Source organism: Micromonospora pisi, assembly GCF_003633685.1.
GTDB lineage: Bacteria > Actinomycetota > Actinomycetes > Mycobacteriales > Micromonosporaceae > Micromonospora_G > Micromonospora_G pisi.
On the sequence record NZ_RBKT01000001.1, the window covers coordinates 4,373,408 to 4,388,286 of the forward strand.

Below are 14,879 nucleotides of genomic sequence, written 5' to 3' on the forward strand. Positions count from 1 at the left end.
ATGAGAGACGCGGTCATCGTCGGAGCGGTACGCACCCCGGTCGGGCGCCGCCGGGGCGGTCTCGCCTCGGTGCACCCGGTCGACCTCTCCGCGCACGTGCTGCGCGCCCTGGCCGAACGGACCGGACTTGATCCGGCTGACGTGGACGACGTGATCTGGGGTTGCGTCTCGCAGGTCGGCGAGCAGGCGTGGAACGTCGGTCGCAACGCCGTACTCGGGGCCGGCTGGCCGGAAACGGTGCCCGGCACCACGCTCGACCGGCAGTGCGGTTCCAGCCAGCAGGCGTTGCACTTCGCCGCCGCGGCGGTCGTCTCCGGTCAGGCCGACCTCGTGGTGGCCGGTGGGGTGGAGTCGATGACCCGGGTGCCGATGGGCAGCAGCATCCAGGTGCCGGCCTCCGGCGACGGCACCGACGGGCTGCCCTACGGCGACCAGGTCCGGGCCCGCTATCGGGGGGTGGAGGGCTTCGCGGCCGACGAGCCGGTGCCGTTCAACCAGGGGGTGGGCGCGGAACTGATGGCCGAGCGCTGGGGTCTGTCCCGCGCCCAGCTCGACGAGTTCGCGCTCGCCAGCCACGGCAAGGCCGCCGCCGCGCAGGACTCCGGCCTCTTCGATCCGGAGATCGCGCCGGTGCCGGTCGCCGACGGTGTGAAGTTCGGTGCCGACGAGGGCATCCGCCGCGACACCACGCTTGCCCGGCTGGCCGAGCTGGCCACCCCGTTCCGGGCCGACGGTGTGGTCACCGCCGGTTCGGCGTCACAGATCTCCGACGGCGCCGCCGCGCTCGCGGTGACCAGTTCGGACTGGGCCCGGCGGCACGGGTTGCTCCCGCTGGCCCGGATCCACACCGCGGTGGTCGCGGCCGACGATCCGGTGATCATGCTGACCGGCCCCATCCCGGCCACCGCGAAGGCGTTGCGCCGGGCCGGTCTGGGCATCGAGGAGATCGGGGTGTACGAGGTCAACGAGGCGTTCGCCCCGGTGCCGCTGGCCTGGCTCGCCGAGACCGAGGCGGACCCGGACCGGCTCAACCCGCGCGGCGGCGCGATCGCCCTCGGGCACCCGCTGGGCGGCTCCGGTGCCCGGATCATGACCACAATGCTCCAGCACATGCGGGACAACGGCATCCGCTACGGCCTCCAGACGATGTGCGAGGGCGGTGGCATGGCCAATGCCACCATCGTCGAGCTGCTCTAGGCGGCCGGTCACCCGGCGTGTCGGTCGATCGTGGACTTGCCGCCGTGGAACTTCTGTAATTTCATATTCATCCATACGTACGCCGCGTCAGATCGCGTTGACGCTTCGTTGAGCACCGCATGGACCTCTTCTTCCGAACGTTCCTGCCAGCCGCGGCGGAGGCGGGGCTGGCCGCACCGATCATGAGCCGGCACCTGCCGATCCTGCGGCAGTGCGTAGCCGCCGACGACGCCACCGTCCTGGTCGCCCGCTGCACCCGACCGGATGCGCAGGTGCCCGGCAACTACCTGCTCCTGCTTACCAGCCGCCGGCTGGTGGTAACCCGGCAGACCCGCCTCCTGCAGCGACTCAGCCTGCACCTCAACACCGAACTCCGGCACCTCAACAACATCACGTGGGCGCCGGACCCCCGACTTCCCGCGCTGGAACTGGCCGCGACCGCGGTCGACGGCGTCCGTGAGCGCTACCTGCTCCGGGTCGGTCGCCGCCAACCGGTGGCGCAGCTCGACGCCCTGCTCAACCAGGCCTTCCACGGCGGCGGCGCCGCCGTGCCACCGGTGGCGGAAAGCACCAGGTCAGCGCGACGGACCACGTTCAGCCCCGCCGTGGCGGTCTGAACCGAACTCCGTGTCGTAACCCGGGTCAGGCGTCCGCCGTCAGCCGGCCGTACGAGATCCATACACAACTCGAACAAACCCGCCAGGTCCGGCCGGCCGCCGGTCGGCCATCATGGGCGGGTGACGGACGACGTACCCGCCCGTGGGCTCGTCCTGGTAGTCGAGGACGAGCCCGCCATCGCCGACCTGGTCCGGCTCTACCTGGCCCGAGAGGGCTTCGGCGTGCAGGTCGAACGGGACGGGTCCGCCGGGCTCGCGGCGGCCCGCCGGCTGCGCCCGATCGCCTGCGTACTCGACATCTCGCTGCCCGGACTGGCCGGCACCGAAGTCTGCCGCCGGATGCGCGAGACCGGCGACTGGACCCCGGTCATCTTCCTCACCGCCCGGGACGACGAGACGGACCGGATCGTCGGACTCGAACTCGGCGCCGACGACTACGTCACGAAGCCGTTCAGCCCCAGGGAGCTGGTGGCCCGGGTCCGGGCCGTACTCCGGCGTACGGCCGGCACGCCGGACCGCGCCGAACGCCGCCGCGAGGCCGGACCCGTCACCCTCGACCCCGCCCGGCGTACGGTCAGCGTCGCGGGCGCCCCCGTGCAGCTCACGTCGACCGAGTTCGACCTGCTCGCGTACCTGATGGCCCGCCCGGGGCGGGTCTTCACCCGGGACGAGCTGCTGGCCGCCGTCTGGGGGTACGCGGCCCACGCCGGCACCCGTACGGTCGACGTCCACGTGGCGCAGGTACGCGGCAAGCTCGGCACCGGGGCGAGCGTGATCCGCACCCACCGCGGCGTCGGGTACGCCTGTGCCGACTGACGGCAGCACACCACGCCGCTGGCTGCTCGGACGTACTCTCTCAGCCCGCGCGGTCCTCGTCAGTTGTGCGGTCGCGCTGGTGTCGGTGCTGGTCACCGCCGCCGTAGCCGGGCCGCTGGCGGCGGACGCGATCCAACGTCAGGCCCGCGAAGCACTCGCCGCACAGGCCCGGCTCGCCGCCGAAACGCTGCGCCCCCGCCTCGATCGCGGCCGTACCGCCGACGAGGAACGGATCATCCGGCAACTCCGGAACCAGGGCATCAACGCGTACCTGATCCGGGCCGGCGTCGCCGATCGGCCGGGCCTGCCGGCGCGGGTCGTCGACCAGGTCGCGGCCGGCCGGAACTTCTCCGGCCGTCGGCTGGTCGACGGAGTTCCGTCGCTGGTGGAGGCGCGCGCCCTGCCCGGCGGCAACGGTGTGGCGCTCACCCGCGAGACCACCACCGGGCTCTGGCGGATGGTGCTCGGCAGTCTCTGGCTGCCACTGCTCGCCGGGCTCGGCGCCGGTGTCGTCGCCGGCATCCTGCTCGCCCGTCGGCTGGCCCGGCCGATCCGGAACGCCGCTGTCGCCGCCACCCGCCTGCGCTCCGGCGACCGGAACGTACGCCTGCCCGTCGAGCCACCGCAGGAGGTGGCCGACCTGGCGTACGCGTTCAACCAGCTCGCCGCTGCCCTGGCCGGCAGTGAGGGTCGCCAGCGTGAGTTCCTGCTCTCGGTCTCGCACGAGCTCCGTACGCCGCTCACCGCGATCCGGGGTTACGCCGAGGCGATCGCCGACGGCGTCGTCGGCCCGGAAGGGGCGCAGCGGGCCGGGCAGACCATGCTCACCGAGGCCGAACACCTCGACCGGCTGGTCAGTGACCTGCTCGCACTCGCCCGGCTGGAGGCGGTCGACTTCCCCCTCGAACCGATCCGGATCGACCTCGCCCGGCTGGTCGAGGACGCGGCCCAGACCTGGGCCGCGCGTTGCGCCGCCGTCGGCGTGCTGTTCCGGACCGAGGTGCCCGCGCGTCCGGTGCCGGCGTACACCGACCCCGGGCGGATCCGGCAGGTCGTCGACGGGCTGTTGGAGAACGCGCTACGGGTCGTACCGCCCGGTGCACCGGTGGTGCTCGCCGTCGGCGAGGCACCGGACGGCGGGGCGCTGATCGAGGTACGCGACGGCGGTCCCGGCTTCACCGACGACGACCTCGCGGTTGCCTTCGAACGGGGGGCCCTGCACCAGCGTTACCGGGGTGTACGCAAGGTGGGCAGCGGGCTCGGCCTGGCGCTCGCCGCTGGTCTGGTCCGGCGCCTCGGCGGCCGGATCGTTGCCGCCCACGCCCCCGAAGGCGGTGCCCACTTCACCGTCCACCTTCCTCACGTCCCAGGGGGGAGGGCGACGCCGACGTAGCCGTGGAACTCGATCCGCCACCCGCGTGGAACCAGGCGGGTGCAGGTGGCCTGATCCCCGGTGCAGACGATGACGTCCACAGTGGTTGGATCGGCCGGCGGGTGTTTGGGCAGCACCGATTGCAGTGCCACGATCTCCCGGCCGCCGTCGCTGCCGGTGCGGGCACCGAACGAGCCGTCCCGCAGGAGCAGCCACCACGGGTACTCCCAGTTGTCGTTCTGCTGGACCAGGCCGATCCGTCGGGCGTCGGTGGCCCGTACCCGTTCGGCGGCCCAGCGGAATTCCGGCGCCCACTGGGGGCGGCGCAGGAAGCGGGTGTCCCAGTCCGAGGTGGTGAAGACCGAACCGGCGCCGACGAGTCGGCGGGGGAAGCCGTACGAGACGGCGAGCAGTCCGGCCAGCGCGGAGCCGGCGAGCAGGGCGACCGTCACGGTCACCGCGAGCGAGCGTCGCCCGGTTCCGGCGCCCCTGCCGGTACGTCGGCGCAACAGCGCGTCGAGCCAGATTCCGGCCAGCGGTACGGCGAGCACGAGTGCGTAGAGCAGCAGCCGGTTCCCCCAGGGCTGCCATTTGATCATGGCGGTGTGGGTCAGCAGGGTCACCGCGACCGTCACCGCGTACGCGCGCACCGGGCCCGGGCGCGCCGGTGCGAGCCGACCAGGGCGCAGCAGCGCGAAGAGTGTGCCGAGCAGCGCCAACGCCCCGGCGACAGGAAACGCGACCCGGTCCTCGTCGGGGTACCAGGACTGGACCGGGAACCGGGTCTGGCCGAACGTGGTGGCCCGATCCTGCGGGTCCACCCCGATCAGCCCGGCCGTCCCCACGACCGCCTCGGCCGGCGCGGTGCCGACCACGCCGACCGGGGTGTCGTGCAGCGCGCTGAGCGGGGTGTCGAGGGCGGTCTGCCCGATCCGGAGTGCGTTGATCAGGATCGAGCCCGGGTCGTGCCGCTGCATCGGGATCGACTCGCGCAACCGGGGTGGCCCGAGTGGGTTGCCGAACTCGGCGGTCACCCTGGCCAGGAAGGGCCCGGTGATGACCGCGGCGACCAGCAGGATGACGACCGAGGCGAGGCCGGTGCGCCCGACGACGCGGATCCGACCGCTGGTAACGCCGGCCGGGCTGGCGTGGGAGTTGGTCCAGCCGAGTCGCAGCTGGGCGAGGCCCCAGAGGAGAAGCAGTGGGCCGGCACCGAGCAGCCCGCTGGTCTTGGTGACCGCGATCAGGCCGGTGGCCGTACCGAGCGCGAGTGCCGAGCCGGCGGTCGCTCGCCGGTGCAGCCCGTCCAGGACCAGGGTCGCCAGGCAGGCCACCCAGGCCGCGGTGACCAGGTCGGTCTGGGTGCTGGTGGCCTGGAGTACGACCATCGGGGTGGTCCCGACCAGGAACGCGGTGATCAGTTGGGCCCGCCGGCCGCCGCCGAGCTGGGCGGTGATCCGGGCGGCCAGCAGCAGGCAGGCCACCCCGGCGGCCCACTGGACCAGGTTGTAGAGCCCGTCCCCGCCGGTGAAGAGGCGCAGGTGCAGCAGCAGGTATTCGGCGCCGGGCGGGATGGTGACCTGGCGGTGGATGGCGGTGGGCCAGAACTCCAGCGAGCCCTGGGCCACCCAGTGTTCGACCTTCGGCAGGTGGTACGTCTGCGAGTCGAAGTTGTTCGGCTCGGCCAGGATCGCCACCAGCAGCTCGACCAGGACCAGTCCGCTCACCGAGCCGGCCAGCAGGCGCTCCCCCCGGGTCGCCGTACGCCAGCCGGTGCGGACCCGGTCGACGGCCGCCGCCCAACCGCGCGTCGGCTGGCGGTCGCGCCGCCGGCGCCCGGCCGCCAGGCCGAGTGCCAGCAGCAGGAAGATCAGCCAGGCCAGTGCGATGGCGGGCAGCTTCAGTGCGCCGAATGCGCCGAGCAGTTCGACGCTGAGCACCGCGTACGCGCCGGTTGCCAGGGTGGCCCGGACGGCGGCCAACCGGTGTGGGTTGATGGTGCTGGCGTCGCCCGGGCGGACCGCGTAGAGCAGGAACAGGTACCCGAGGGTCGGTATCACCAGGAGCGCGGATGCGGGAGCCGGCATGGCGGGAAGTAAACACCACCATGTCCGTTGGTCCGAGCCTGCCGCACCTGCGCCGGACTCTGTCGGCAACCCAGACCAGCTAGGCTAAGGCCGATCCGTCGTCCGCACCGTGGAGATTCCCGTGAAGCTTTCGATCCTCATGCCGGTCTACAACGAGGAAGAACGCATCGCGGATGCCCTCAAACAGGCACTTGCGGTCGACTACCCGTGTGAAATCGAGCTGCTCGTAGTGGACGATGGCAGCCGTGACGGCACCGCCGAGATCCTTGGTCGGGCTGACGACAGCCGGCTCCGGGTGATCACCCATCCCCGCAACGCGGGCAAGGGCGCCGCCATCAGGACCGCCGTCGAGCATGCCGAGGGCGAGTACATGGTGATGCTCGACGCCGATCTTGAATACGATCCGCAGGACATCCCGAAGTTGCTCGATCCGGTGTTGGACGGTCGGGCCACCGTGGTGTACGGAAATCGGACATTCGGCAGCCACAGCGCCTACAGCTTCTGGTACGTGATGGGCAACAAGGCGGTTACCACCGCCGCCAATGTCCTTTTCAACTCGTACATCGGCGATCTTGAAACCTGCTTCAAGCTGCTGCCGGTCGCGCTGTACCGCTCCCTCGATGTGCGCTCGCGTGGCTTCGGTATGGAGGCCGAGGTCACCGGCAAGCTGCTCCGCCGCAAGATCCGGCCGTACGAGGTGCCGATCAGCTACCGCGCCAGGGGGCGCGAAGAGGGCAAGAAGATCACCTGGAAGGACGGCGTCGAGGCGATCTGGATCCTCGGTCGCGAGCGCGCCCGGCGGCGCGACGTCACCTCGGGCACCCGCTGACCGACGAGGGCAGGCGGGGGCGGTCGGCTCCCAGCTCGCTGCGCGATCGACGTCGTTGTCGCCTCCTTCTACTGCGGCTAGCCTCGACATGAAGTTGACTTCAAGTCCAGGAGGGGCGGCGTGCAGGAAGGGCTCACCATCGGCGAACTCGCCGCCCGCTCAGGGGTGGCGCCGTCAGCACTGCGCTACTACGAACGGCTCGGTCTGGTCCGGGCCGGTCGTACCGGCGGCAACCAGCGCCGGTACGAGCGCAGCGAACTGCGACGGGTGGCCTTCATCCGAATCTCCCAGCAGGTCGGCATCTCGCTCGACGAGATCCGGGCCGCGCTGGACTCGCTGCCCGATTCGCGTACGCCGACCACCTCGGACTGGACCCGTCTCTCCGCGAGCTGGCAGGGGCGCCTCGACGAGCGGATCCGGATGCTCACCAAGCTCCGTGACGACCTCGACGGCTGCATCGGCTGCGGCTGCCTGTCGTTGCAGCGCTGCGCCCTCTACAACCAGAACGACGAGTTGGCCGCCCAGGGCCCCGGAGCCCGGCTGATGCTCGCCGACACCAACGCGAGCGCCGACGCCACCGGGACGTAGGGCCGGTCATTCCATGGTGAGCAGCACCTTGCCGAGGTGGTTGCTCTCCTCCAGGATCCGGTGCGCCTGCGCCGCCTCGGTGACCGGCAGCCGGCGGTCCACCACCGGGCGGATCGCGCCCGACTCCACCAGTGGCCAGACCTCCTCACGGACCCCTCGTACGATGGCCGCCTTGTCCTCCTTCGAGCGGGCCCGGAGCGTGGTGCCGATGACGCTGCCCCGCTTCGCCATCAGCGAGTTCAGGTTGAGTTCGCCCTTGCGTCCGCCCTGCAACCCGATCACGACGATCCGGCCGTCGGTGGCGAGCGCCTGCACGTTACGGCCGAGGTAGGAGCCGCCCATGATGTCCAGGATCACGTCGGCCCCGTGACCGTCGGTGGCGGCCTTGACCTCCTCGACGAAGTCCTGGTCGCGGTAGTCGACCACATGTGTCGCGCCCAGTTTGCGTAGCTGCTCGTGCTTGCTGGCCCGGGCGGTGACGATCACGTTGGCGCCGAGCGCGACGCCGAGCTGGATGGCGAAGGTGCCGATGCCGCTGCCGCCGCCGTGCACCAGCAGCGTCTCGCCCATGCCCAGCCGGGCCACCCGCACCACGTTCGACCAGACCGTGCACGCGACCTCGGGCAGACAGGCCGCCTCGACCAGGTCAACGGAGGCCGGCACCGGCAGCAACTGCCCGGCCGGGACCGCGACCCGCTGCGCGTACCCGCCACCGGTGAGCAGGGCACAGACCTCCTGACCGACCTGCCACCCGGTGACGTCGGGGGCGATTGCGCTGATCACGCCGGAGCATTCCAACCCCGGGTACGGGGACGCGCCCTTCGGCGGCGCGTAGTTTCCCTGCCGCTGCAACACGTCGGCGCGGTTCACGGCGGTGGCGCGTACGTCGACCAGCACCTCACCCGGACCCAGTTCGGGATCGGGCACATCGGCCCAGACGAGTGCCTCGGGCCCACCCGGTTCCGGAACAGTGATCGCCTTCATGCTGTCCAGTCTGGCGCAACCAGGCGCCGTACGCAGTCCCGCTCCGGGATGGTGGGCAGTGGACTCCACGAGTTCCGGACCGATCTGGCAGACTGCACGCAAGCGCATGCTTCCCTCGGGTGGCTGCGTGTCGCGGAGCGCCACGGCGGTTCCGCGGCAAGGAGGGCTCGCCTAGTGGCCGATGGCGGCGGCCTTGAAAGCCGCTGAGGCGGTTCCCGTCTCCGTGGGTTCGAATCCCACGCCCTCCGCCAGTGTTCTCCCAGCGTCTGGCACCTCCGTTGGGGCCAGCGGCGCCCGGGCCGAGCAGGAACCGGGTTGCGGCGTCCGGCGTCCGGGGGTGTGCGCTGCGGGTCAGCCCTGGCCCTTGGAGACCGACGACTTGTCCGGGAAGACCGAATACTGGTCGCCCGAGGCGTACGCGTCGGCGCTGGCGTTGAGCAGCTCGATGTAGCCCCCGGAGATGGTCACGGTGTCGGCGACGTGCTGCAGGGCGGTGCGCTGGTTCATGCGCAGGGATTCCAGGAACTTCCGGGTGCTCAACGCCGAGGGCGTGTAGGTGTAGTGCGGTGAGTTGTCGATGGCGCCCGCGATGTCGGCCTGCTGCGGGTTCTGGCCGGGCACCCGGTGCTGGGTCTGGTTGACGCCTTCCTCCGTACCCCAGAAGTCGGCGCCGAGCTTCGCCTCCGAGTCCACCACCAGCGCGTTGAACGTCTGGGCCAGCACCTTCGCCGAGTCGAGCAACCGCTGTTCGTGCTCCAACAGGTCCTCCGGGCGCACCCGCACCGATTCGTAGTCGGGTCCGTGACTCTGGCGCAGTTGCTGCTTGAGCTGGGAACCGGTCGGAACGCCGGCCAGCGGGTTCACGTCGTCACCGCCGCCGCCCTTGCCGTCGCCCTTGCCGCCGCTGCCCGTGAGGTCGTCGTCAGCCGAGCCACCACCCGTACTTGGGGTCACGGTGTGTAGCGGCTGTGGTGCGGACCAGTTCACCACCAGGCTCTTGGAGAGGGCGGCCTGCGCCGGCTCGGCGGTCTCCGGGGAGCCGTTACCCGGATCGGGCAGCGGATTGGGGTCGTAAATCGACCGGTACCTGGGCATGTGCGGCGGCCCCCTCGATCATCAGCTTCGCCTTCAGTATCCGCCGGTGTACCCGACCGGTGCCGAGTCCCTCATCCGCAGCGGCCGGAGGTCCCCGGAAAGTGACTGTCCAGGTGGCGGGCGAGGTTCCTATCGTCGAATCGGGTCGCTCTGTCAACACGGCCCGTCTCCGGTGCTAGGGGGATTGCCCGTGGCGAACGAAGTGTCACTCCAGGAATTCAAGGTGATGATGGGCGTCTTCAACGACGCCATCGCGGTGGTCGACACCCAGAGCAAGCGCATCAACGGCGTGTTGAGCGACATCTCCGGCACCTTCAGCAGCGTGGCCCAGGACTGGCAGTCGCCGGCCGCGAGCACCTTCGGCGACCTGGCCCGCGAGTACGAGACCGACGCCGCCAACCTCAACGACCTGCTCGCCGACATCCTGGTCCGGATGCGCCAGACGTACAAGAACTACCACGATGTCGAGGTACGGGCGCAGCAGGCGCTGCGGGACCAGGAGCCGCCCCCGCCGCCCGGGCGCGACCGGCACACCGTCGTGGACCAGCCGGAGCAGCTCATGCGGGCACAGGTCATGCAGGCCACGCCGGGACAGGCGGCGCCAGGACAGTTCACGCCGGCGCAGGTCATGCGGGCTGAGCTGGGGCAGCTCATGCCGGCGCAGGTCATGCCGGCCGAGCCGACACCGACGACGCCGGCTCGATGACGGCGCCCAATCCGGGCCGGACCGTGCCGGTTCCCACCGGCCCCACCTACAGCTCGCCCAGTCCCGAAGCCGAACTGCACATGGACATGGTCAACCTGTGGACGATCGGCAAGACGACCATCCCAGGGCAGGTCGATGAGCTGGCCGACGCGCTGGACAAGATCTCCAACGCGCTGGAGTCGATCGAGCTGAACTGGGCCGGGGACTCCCAGAAGCAGGCGCAGGAGATCAACGAACGCTGGCAGAACTGCGCCCGGGCGCTCTTCGGCACGAAGGAGCACCCCGAGGTCGGCGTGCTCAACCGGATCGCCGGCGGTCTGCAGGGCGCGGCGCTGAACTACCACAGCGTCGAGGAGCACACGATCGAGATGTGGCAGAAGTACATCGACCTGCTCAACCAGATGCTGGCCGGCCAGAGCCCCGGTGACAGCGGCGGTGGCGGCGGCCAGCAGAGCCCGCCGATCAGCGAGGTCTGACCCGCCGACCGGCAGATCTGACCCACCATCAGCGAGAGACGACTTCCACCATGACCCGGATCCCGTTCCACCGGCCGGCGCGGCTGGCCTACCCCGAGCCTCCCCGGGACCGGATCGCGGTTCCCACTCCGCCGCCACAGACCCGTCCCCAGACCTCCAGCGTCTGGCTCACCATGATGCTCCCGCTCCTCTCCACCCTGGCGATGGCGGGCTACCTCATCTCGTACGGTCGACCGCTGCTGATCGTGCTGGGCATCGGTTTCGTGGTGCTCTCCCTGGTGGCCACCCTCGGCATGCGCTGGCAGATGCGGCACGCCGCCGAGGCCACCCAACGCCGGCAGCGCGACCGCTACCTGGAACTCCTGGACGAGGTACGGTCGTCGGCCCGTACCCTCGCCGCCGTGACCCGCCGCTCGGCGGTCATCCACCAGCCCAGCCCGCAGCGGCTCCTCGCCCTGGTCGGCGCGGGTCGACGGACCTGGGAACGGCGACCCGGCGACCCGGACTTCCTACGGATCCGGCTCGGTGCCGGCAACGGGCCACTCGGCGGGGGCGTCGAACTCAGCGGCCGGATGGACCCGATGGCCGAGTACGACCGCTCCCTGATGGGCGAGGCGGAGGCGCTGATCGCCGACCACCGTACGGTCGGAGAACAGCCGGCGTGGCTGGACCTGGCCCGCTGCGGCGTGGTCAGCCTGGTCGGCAGCGAACGGGTGACCCGGGCACTGGCCCGTTCGCTGGTCCTCCAGATCGCCGCCCTGCACGCGCCCGAGGACGTCACCATCGCCGTGCACACCGGTGGCGCCGACGGCTGGGAGTGGGCGAAGTGGCTGCCACACACCCACGAGCCCGGTGCCGCCGCCTCCGAGGCCGGTGTCACCTCGCTCGTCGCCGAGGACCTCGAACGGCTCGCCGACTACCTGGAGCGGGAACGGGACCGGGCCCGGGAGGAGACCCGCAACCGGCGCGGGTACGGCCCCGCCACCGGTGTCGCCCGACGCCTGGTCCTGGTGCTTGACGGGTACCGACCGGACGAGCCCTGGGTGCGTACCCCGATCCTCGAATCGCTCTGGGCCGACGCCGGTCCCGAACTCGGCATCACCGTGGTCTGCCTGACCGGTTCGCGGGCCGCCGAGCCCGGCCGGGTCGACGGGCGAGCCACCGTCGGCGACGACGGCGCCCTGGAACTGAGCGGCCCCACCGCCGACCGGTACGCGGTGGTCGAGGCGGCCCGGGCGGACCTGAGCCCGGAGCGACTCTGCGAGGCGATCGCCCGCCGCCTGGCGCCACTGCGGCTCACCGAGGACCGGGAACCGGTCCTGTCCCGGATCACCACGCTGCCCGAGATGCTCGGCGTCACCGACGTCGGCCAACTCGACCCGCACCGCGGCCGGGTGCTCCCGTCCGACCCGGACATGCTGCGGGTGCCGCTCGGGGTCGACGGCGACGGGCAACCCGTACTGCTCGACCTCAAGGAGTCGGCACAACGCGGTATGGGCCCGCACGGACTGGTGGTCGGCGCCACCGGCTCCGGTAAGAGCGAACTGCTGCGCACCCTGGTCACCGGTCTGGCCGCCAAACACAGCCCGGACCTGCTGAGTTTCGTCCTGGTGGACTTCAAGGGTGGGGCGACCTTCGCCGGGGTGACCCAACTGCCGCACGTCTCCGGCCTGATCACCAACCTCGCCGACGACCTGGCGATGGTCGACCGGGTCCGCGCCGCGTTGCAGGGTGAGCAGCAGCGCCGGCAACGGGTGCTGCGCGACGCGGGCAACGTCGACTCGGTCCGCGAATACCAGATGCGCCAGGCAGCCGGCGGCACCGACGTCAACGGCCAGCCGCTCGAACCGCTGCCGTACCTGGTCATCATCGTCGACGAGTTCGGGGAACTGCTCTCCGGACGACCCGACTTCATCGACCTCTTCGTGCAGATCGGACGCGTCGGCCGGTCGCTCGGCATGCACCTCCTCCTCGCCACCCAGCGACTGGAGGAGAGCCGGTTGCGTGGCCTCCAGTCGCACCTGTCGTACCGGCTCTGCCTGCGTACGTTCTCCGCCGCCGAGAGCCGCGCGGTGATCGGTACGCCGGACGCGTACCACCTGCCGCCGGTGCCCGGCTCGGCGTACCTGAAGGTCGACGAGACCATCTACACGCGGTTCCGTGTCGCACACGTCTCCGGCCCCTACCTGGGTGCGCGCGACCCCGACGACGAGCGCAACGGCCCGGTCCGGTTGGTGCCCTACACCCTGCGTCCGGCCGCTACCGCGCTGACCGAGCAGGAGGCGCACCCGCCCGTCGTCACCGACCTCAACACCCGGACCGAGTTGCAGGTGGCCGTCGACCGGCTGGCCAGCATCGACCAGCCGGTGCATCAGGTGTGGCTGCCACCGCTGCCGGCCGTGATCACCCTCGGCAGCCTGCTCGGTCCGCTCAGCGAGCACCCGGAACGCGGCCTGACCGCCGAGCTGTGGCAGTGGCCGGGGGGCCTGAAGTTCCCGATCGCGGTGGTCGACCTGCCGGCCAGCCAGCAGCAGGAACCGATGGTCGTGGACCTGTCGGGGAAGGACGGCAACGTCGCGGTGGTGGGGGCACCGCAGTCCGGCAAGACCGTACTGCTGCGCAGCCTGCTGCTGTCGGCGATGCTGACCGGTACGCCGGACGAGATCCAGGCCTCGATCATCGACTTCGGCGGCGGCGGGCTGCTGCCGCTGGCGAGCGCACCGCACGTCACCGGCGCCGCATCCCGGCTGGAGCCGGCCCGGGCCCGGCGCCTGCTCGCCGAGGCGATGCGGCTGGTGACCGAGCGGGAGGAACTCTTCCGCGCCGAGGGCATCGGATCGGTGGCCGAGTTCCGGCGCCGCCGCGACGCGCGGAACCTGCCGCCCGGTACCCGCGCCGCCGACCTCTTCGTGGTGATCGACAACTGGCCCGCGGTCCGAGCCGAACTCGACGACGCGGACGCCCTGGTGGTGGAGTTCGCGGCCCGTGGTCTCGGCGTCGGCGTGCACCTGGTGCTCTCCGCGAACCGGTGGATCGAGATCCGCGCCAACCTGCGGGACAGCATCGGCGGGCGGATCGAGCTGCGCCTCAACGACCCGTACGAGTCGGAGATCAGCCGGGCCATCTCCCGCCAGCTCACCGGCGCGGTCCCCGGACGGGGCGCCATCGCACCCGGCGTCTTCTTCCAGGCGGCGCTGCCGACCGTGGACGAGCGCGCCGGCACCGACGTCGTCGACGAGCTCTCCGAGACGCAGGCGAAACTCGTCGCCCGGATCGCGGGTGCCTGGCGGGGCGCGTCCGCACCGGCGGTGCGCATGCTGCCGGACCGGCTCACCGTCGCCGAACTCGCCCAACGGGGTGGGCGGGTGGCGGGTGCCGTCGGTCTGGACGAGGTGGACCTGGCCACCGTCGCCGTGGACCTGGGCCGAGACCAGCCGCACTTCCTGGTCTTCGGGGACAGCGGGTCGGGCAAGTCGCAGTTCCTGCGTACCTGGATGCGGGCCGTGGCCGACAGCGTCTCCGAGGATCAGGCCCGTTTCATGGTGGTCGACTACCGGCGGAGCCTGCTGGGTGCGGTGCCGGACGGCCACGTCGGCGCGTACGCGGGCGACCCGCACGCGGCCGAGGTGTACGCCCGGCAGCTCGCCGAGCGGCTCGCCGAACGTCGGCCGCCGAGCAACATCTCGGCCAGCGAACTCCGTACCCGATCCTGGTGGCAGGGGCCGGAGCTGTATCTCGTCGTCGACGACCTGGACATGCTCACCTCGGGCGCCGGTGGCCCGCTCGCACCGCTGGTTCCCTTCCTGGTCCAGTCCCGCGAGCTGGGTTTCCACGTGGTCGCCGCACACCGGTCGGCCGGGGCGTCGCGGGCACTGATGTCGGGTTCGATGCTCGGCCGGGTGGCCGAGCTCGGTGCCGACGGGTTGGTGCTCTCCGGGGAGCCCCGCGAGGGTGCGTTGCTCGGCGGCGTACGGCCCGCTCCGCAACCGCCGGGCCGGGGGATTCTGGTGCGTCGTGGTCGGCCGCCGGTGCTGATCCAGGTGGCGATCGATCCCGAGGACGAACTGGTGTCCTTCTGACCGGCTCGTACCGCCGGCTGACCGGCCCGCTAC

General features: G+C 71.4%; 12 protein-coding genes and 1 tRNA gene. 10 read left to right on the top strand and 3 right to left on the bottom strand.

Annotated features, from left to right (window positions below; translation table 11 throughout):
• From BDK92_RS18595 to BDK92_RS18610, 4 genes are all read left to right on the top strand, one after another.
• Window positions 1-1,197, top strand: coding sequence for a thiolase family protein (locus tag BDK92_RS18595; protein ID WP_121157851.1), 1,197 nt, complete (start codon window positions 1-3; stop codon window positions 1,195-1,197).
• Window positions 1,198-1,316: 119 nt separating this feature from the next.
• Window positions 1,317-1,814 carry a hypothetical protein gene (locus BDK92_RS18600; RefSeq protein ID WP_121157852.1) on the top strand — a complete coding sequence of 166 codons (498 nt, stop codon included), beginning with the start codon at window positions 1,317-1,319 and terminating at the stop codon, window positions 1,812-1,814.
• 120 nt (window positions 1,815-1,934) lie between these two features.
• Complete coding sequence (locus tag BDK92_RS18605) at window positions 1,935-2,630, top strand: response regulator transcription factor (RefSeq protein WP_121157853.1); 696 nt, start codon at window positions 1,935-1,937, stop codon at window positions 2,628-2,630.
• Complete coding sequence (locus BDK92_RS18610; protein ID WP_121157854.1) at window positions 2,620-4,023, top strand: sensor histidine kinase; 1,404 nt, start codon at window positions 2,620-2,622, stop codon at window positions 4,021-4,023. Before BDK92_RS18605 ends, BDK92_RS18610 begins: the two co-directional genes overlap by 11 nt.
• Here the strand turns inward: BDK92_RS18610 and BDK92_RS18615 are convergent.
• On the bottom strand, window positions 3,990-6,089 hold the full coding sequence (locus BDK92_RS18615; RefSeq protein ID WP_246017114.1) for a hypothetical protein: 2,100 nt from the start codon (window positions 6,087-6,089) through the stop codon (window positions 3,990-3,992). The genes BDK92_RS18610 and BDK92_RS18615 overlap by 34 nt on opposite strands.
• 121 nt (window positions 6,090-6,210) lie before the next feature.
• On the opposite strand from BDK92_RS18615, the gene BDK92_RS18620 reads away from it, so the two are divergent.
• Together BDK92_RS18620 and soxR are read left to right on the top strand one after the other, a co-directional pair.
• On the top strand, window positions 6,211-6,918 hold the full coding sequence (locus BDK92_RS18620) for a glycosyltransferase family 2 protein (protein WP_121157855.1): 708 nt from the start codon (window positions 6,211-6,213) through the stop codon (window positions 6,916-6,918).
• A gap of 120 nt (window positions 6,919-7,038) precedes the next feature.
• Entirely contained in the window at window positions 7,039-7,506 is a 468-nt protein-coding gene (gene soxR / locus BDK92_RS18625) for a redox-sensitive transcriptional activator SoxR (protein WP_121157856.1), read from the top strand.
• Window positions 7,507-7,512: 6 nt separating this feature from the next.
• Here soxR and BDK92_RS18630 read toward each other — a convergent pair whose 3' ends face one another.
• Complete coding sequence (locus BDK92_RS18630; RefSeq protein ID WP_121157857.1) at window positions 7,513-8,490, bottom strand: NAD(P)H-quinone oxidoreductase; 978 nt, start codon at window positions 8,488-8,490, stop codon at window positions 7,513-7,515.
• A gap of 160 nt (window positions 8,491-8,650) precedes the next feature.
• Between BDK92_RS18630 and BDK92_RS18635 the strand changes: the two genes are divergently transcribed.
• Window positions 8,651-8,741 (top strand) — tRNA-Ser (locus tag BDK92_RS18635).
• A gap of 100 nt (window positions 8,742-8,841) precedes the next feature.
• Here the strand turns inward: BDK92_RS18635 and BDK92_RS18640 are convergent.
• A complete protein-coding gene (locus BDK92_RS18640) occupies window positions 8,842-9,585 on the bottom strand; it encodes a hypothetical protein (RefSeq protein ID WP_121157858.1) in 744 nt (247 codons plus the stop codon).
• Between the two features lie 190 nt (window positions 9,586-9,775).
• Between BDK92_RS18640 and BDK92_RS18645 the strand changes: the two genes are divergently transcribed.
• From BDK92_RS18645 to eccCa, 3 genes are read left to right on the top strand one after another with little or no spacing between them, the layout of a single operon-like run.
• Window positions 9,776-10,291, top strand: coding sequence for a WXG100 family type VII secretion target (locus tag BDK92_RS18645; RefSeq protein ID WP_170208610.1), 516 nt, complete (start codon window positions 9,776-9,778; stop codon window positions 10,289-10,291).
• Window positions 10,288-10,767: a WXG100 family type VII secretion target gene (locus BDK92_RS18650; RefSeq protein WP_121157860.1), complete on the top strand. Its 480-nt coding sequence runs from the start codon at window positions 10,288-10,290 to the stop codon at window positions 10,765-10,767. Before BDK92_RS18645 ends, BDK92_RS18650 begins: the two co-directional genes overlap by 4 nt.
• Before the next feature lie 50 nt (window positions 10,768-10,817).
• Window positions 10,818-14,846 (top strand): type VII secretion protein EccCa, encoded by a 4,029-nt coding sequence (gene eccCa / locus BDK92_RS18655; protein ID WP_121157861.1) that lies wholly within the window; start codon window positions 10,818-10,820, stop codon window positions 14,844-14,846.
• Window positions 14,847-14,879: the final 33 nt, after the last annotated feature.

Coding starts and splice junctions, on each gene's coding strand:
- BDK92_RS18630 (WP_121157857.1), bottom strand. CDS start 8,490: ATGAAGGCGATCACTGTTCCGGAACCGGGTGGGCCCGAGGCACTCGTC.
- BDK92_RS18600 (WP_121157852.1), top strand. CDS start 1,317: ATGGACCTCTTCTTCCGAACGTTCCTGCCAGCCGCGGCGGAGGCGGGG.
- BDK92_RS18595 (WP_121157851.1), top strand. CDS start 1: ATGAGAGACGCGGTCATCGTCGGAGCGGTACGCACCCCGGTCGGGCGC.
- eccCa (WP_121157861.1), top strand. CDS start 10,818: ATGACCCGGATCCCGTTCCACCGGCCGGCGCGGCTGGCCTACCCCGAG.
- BDK92_RS18640 (WP_121157858.1), bottom strand. CDS start 9,585: ATGCCCAGGTACCGGTCGATTTACGACCCCAATCCGCTGCCCGATCCG.
- BDK92_RS18615 (WP_246017114.1), bottom strand. CDS start 6,089: ATGCCGGCTCCCGCATCCGCGCTCCTGGTGATACCGACCCTCGGGTAC.
- BDK92_RS18650 (WP_121157860.1), top strand. CDS start 10,288: ATGACGGCGCCCAATCCGGGCCGGACCGTGCCGGTTCCCACCGGCCCC.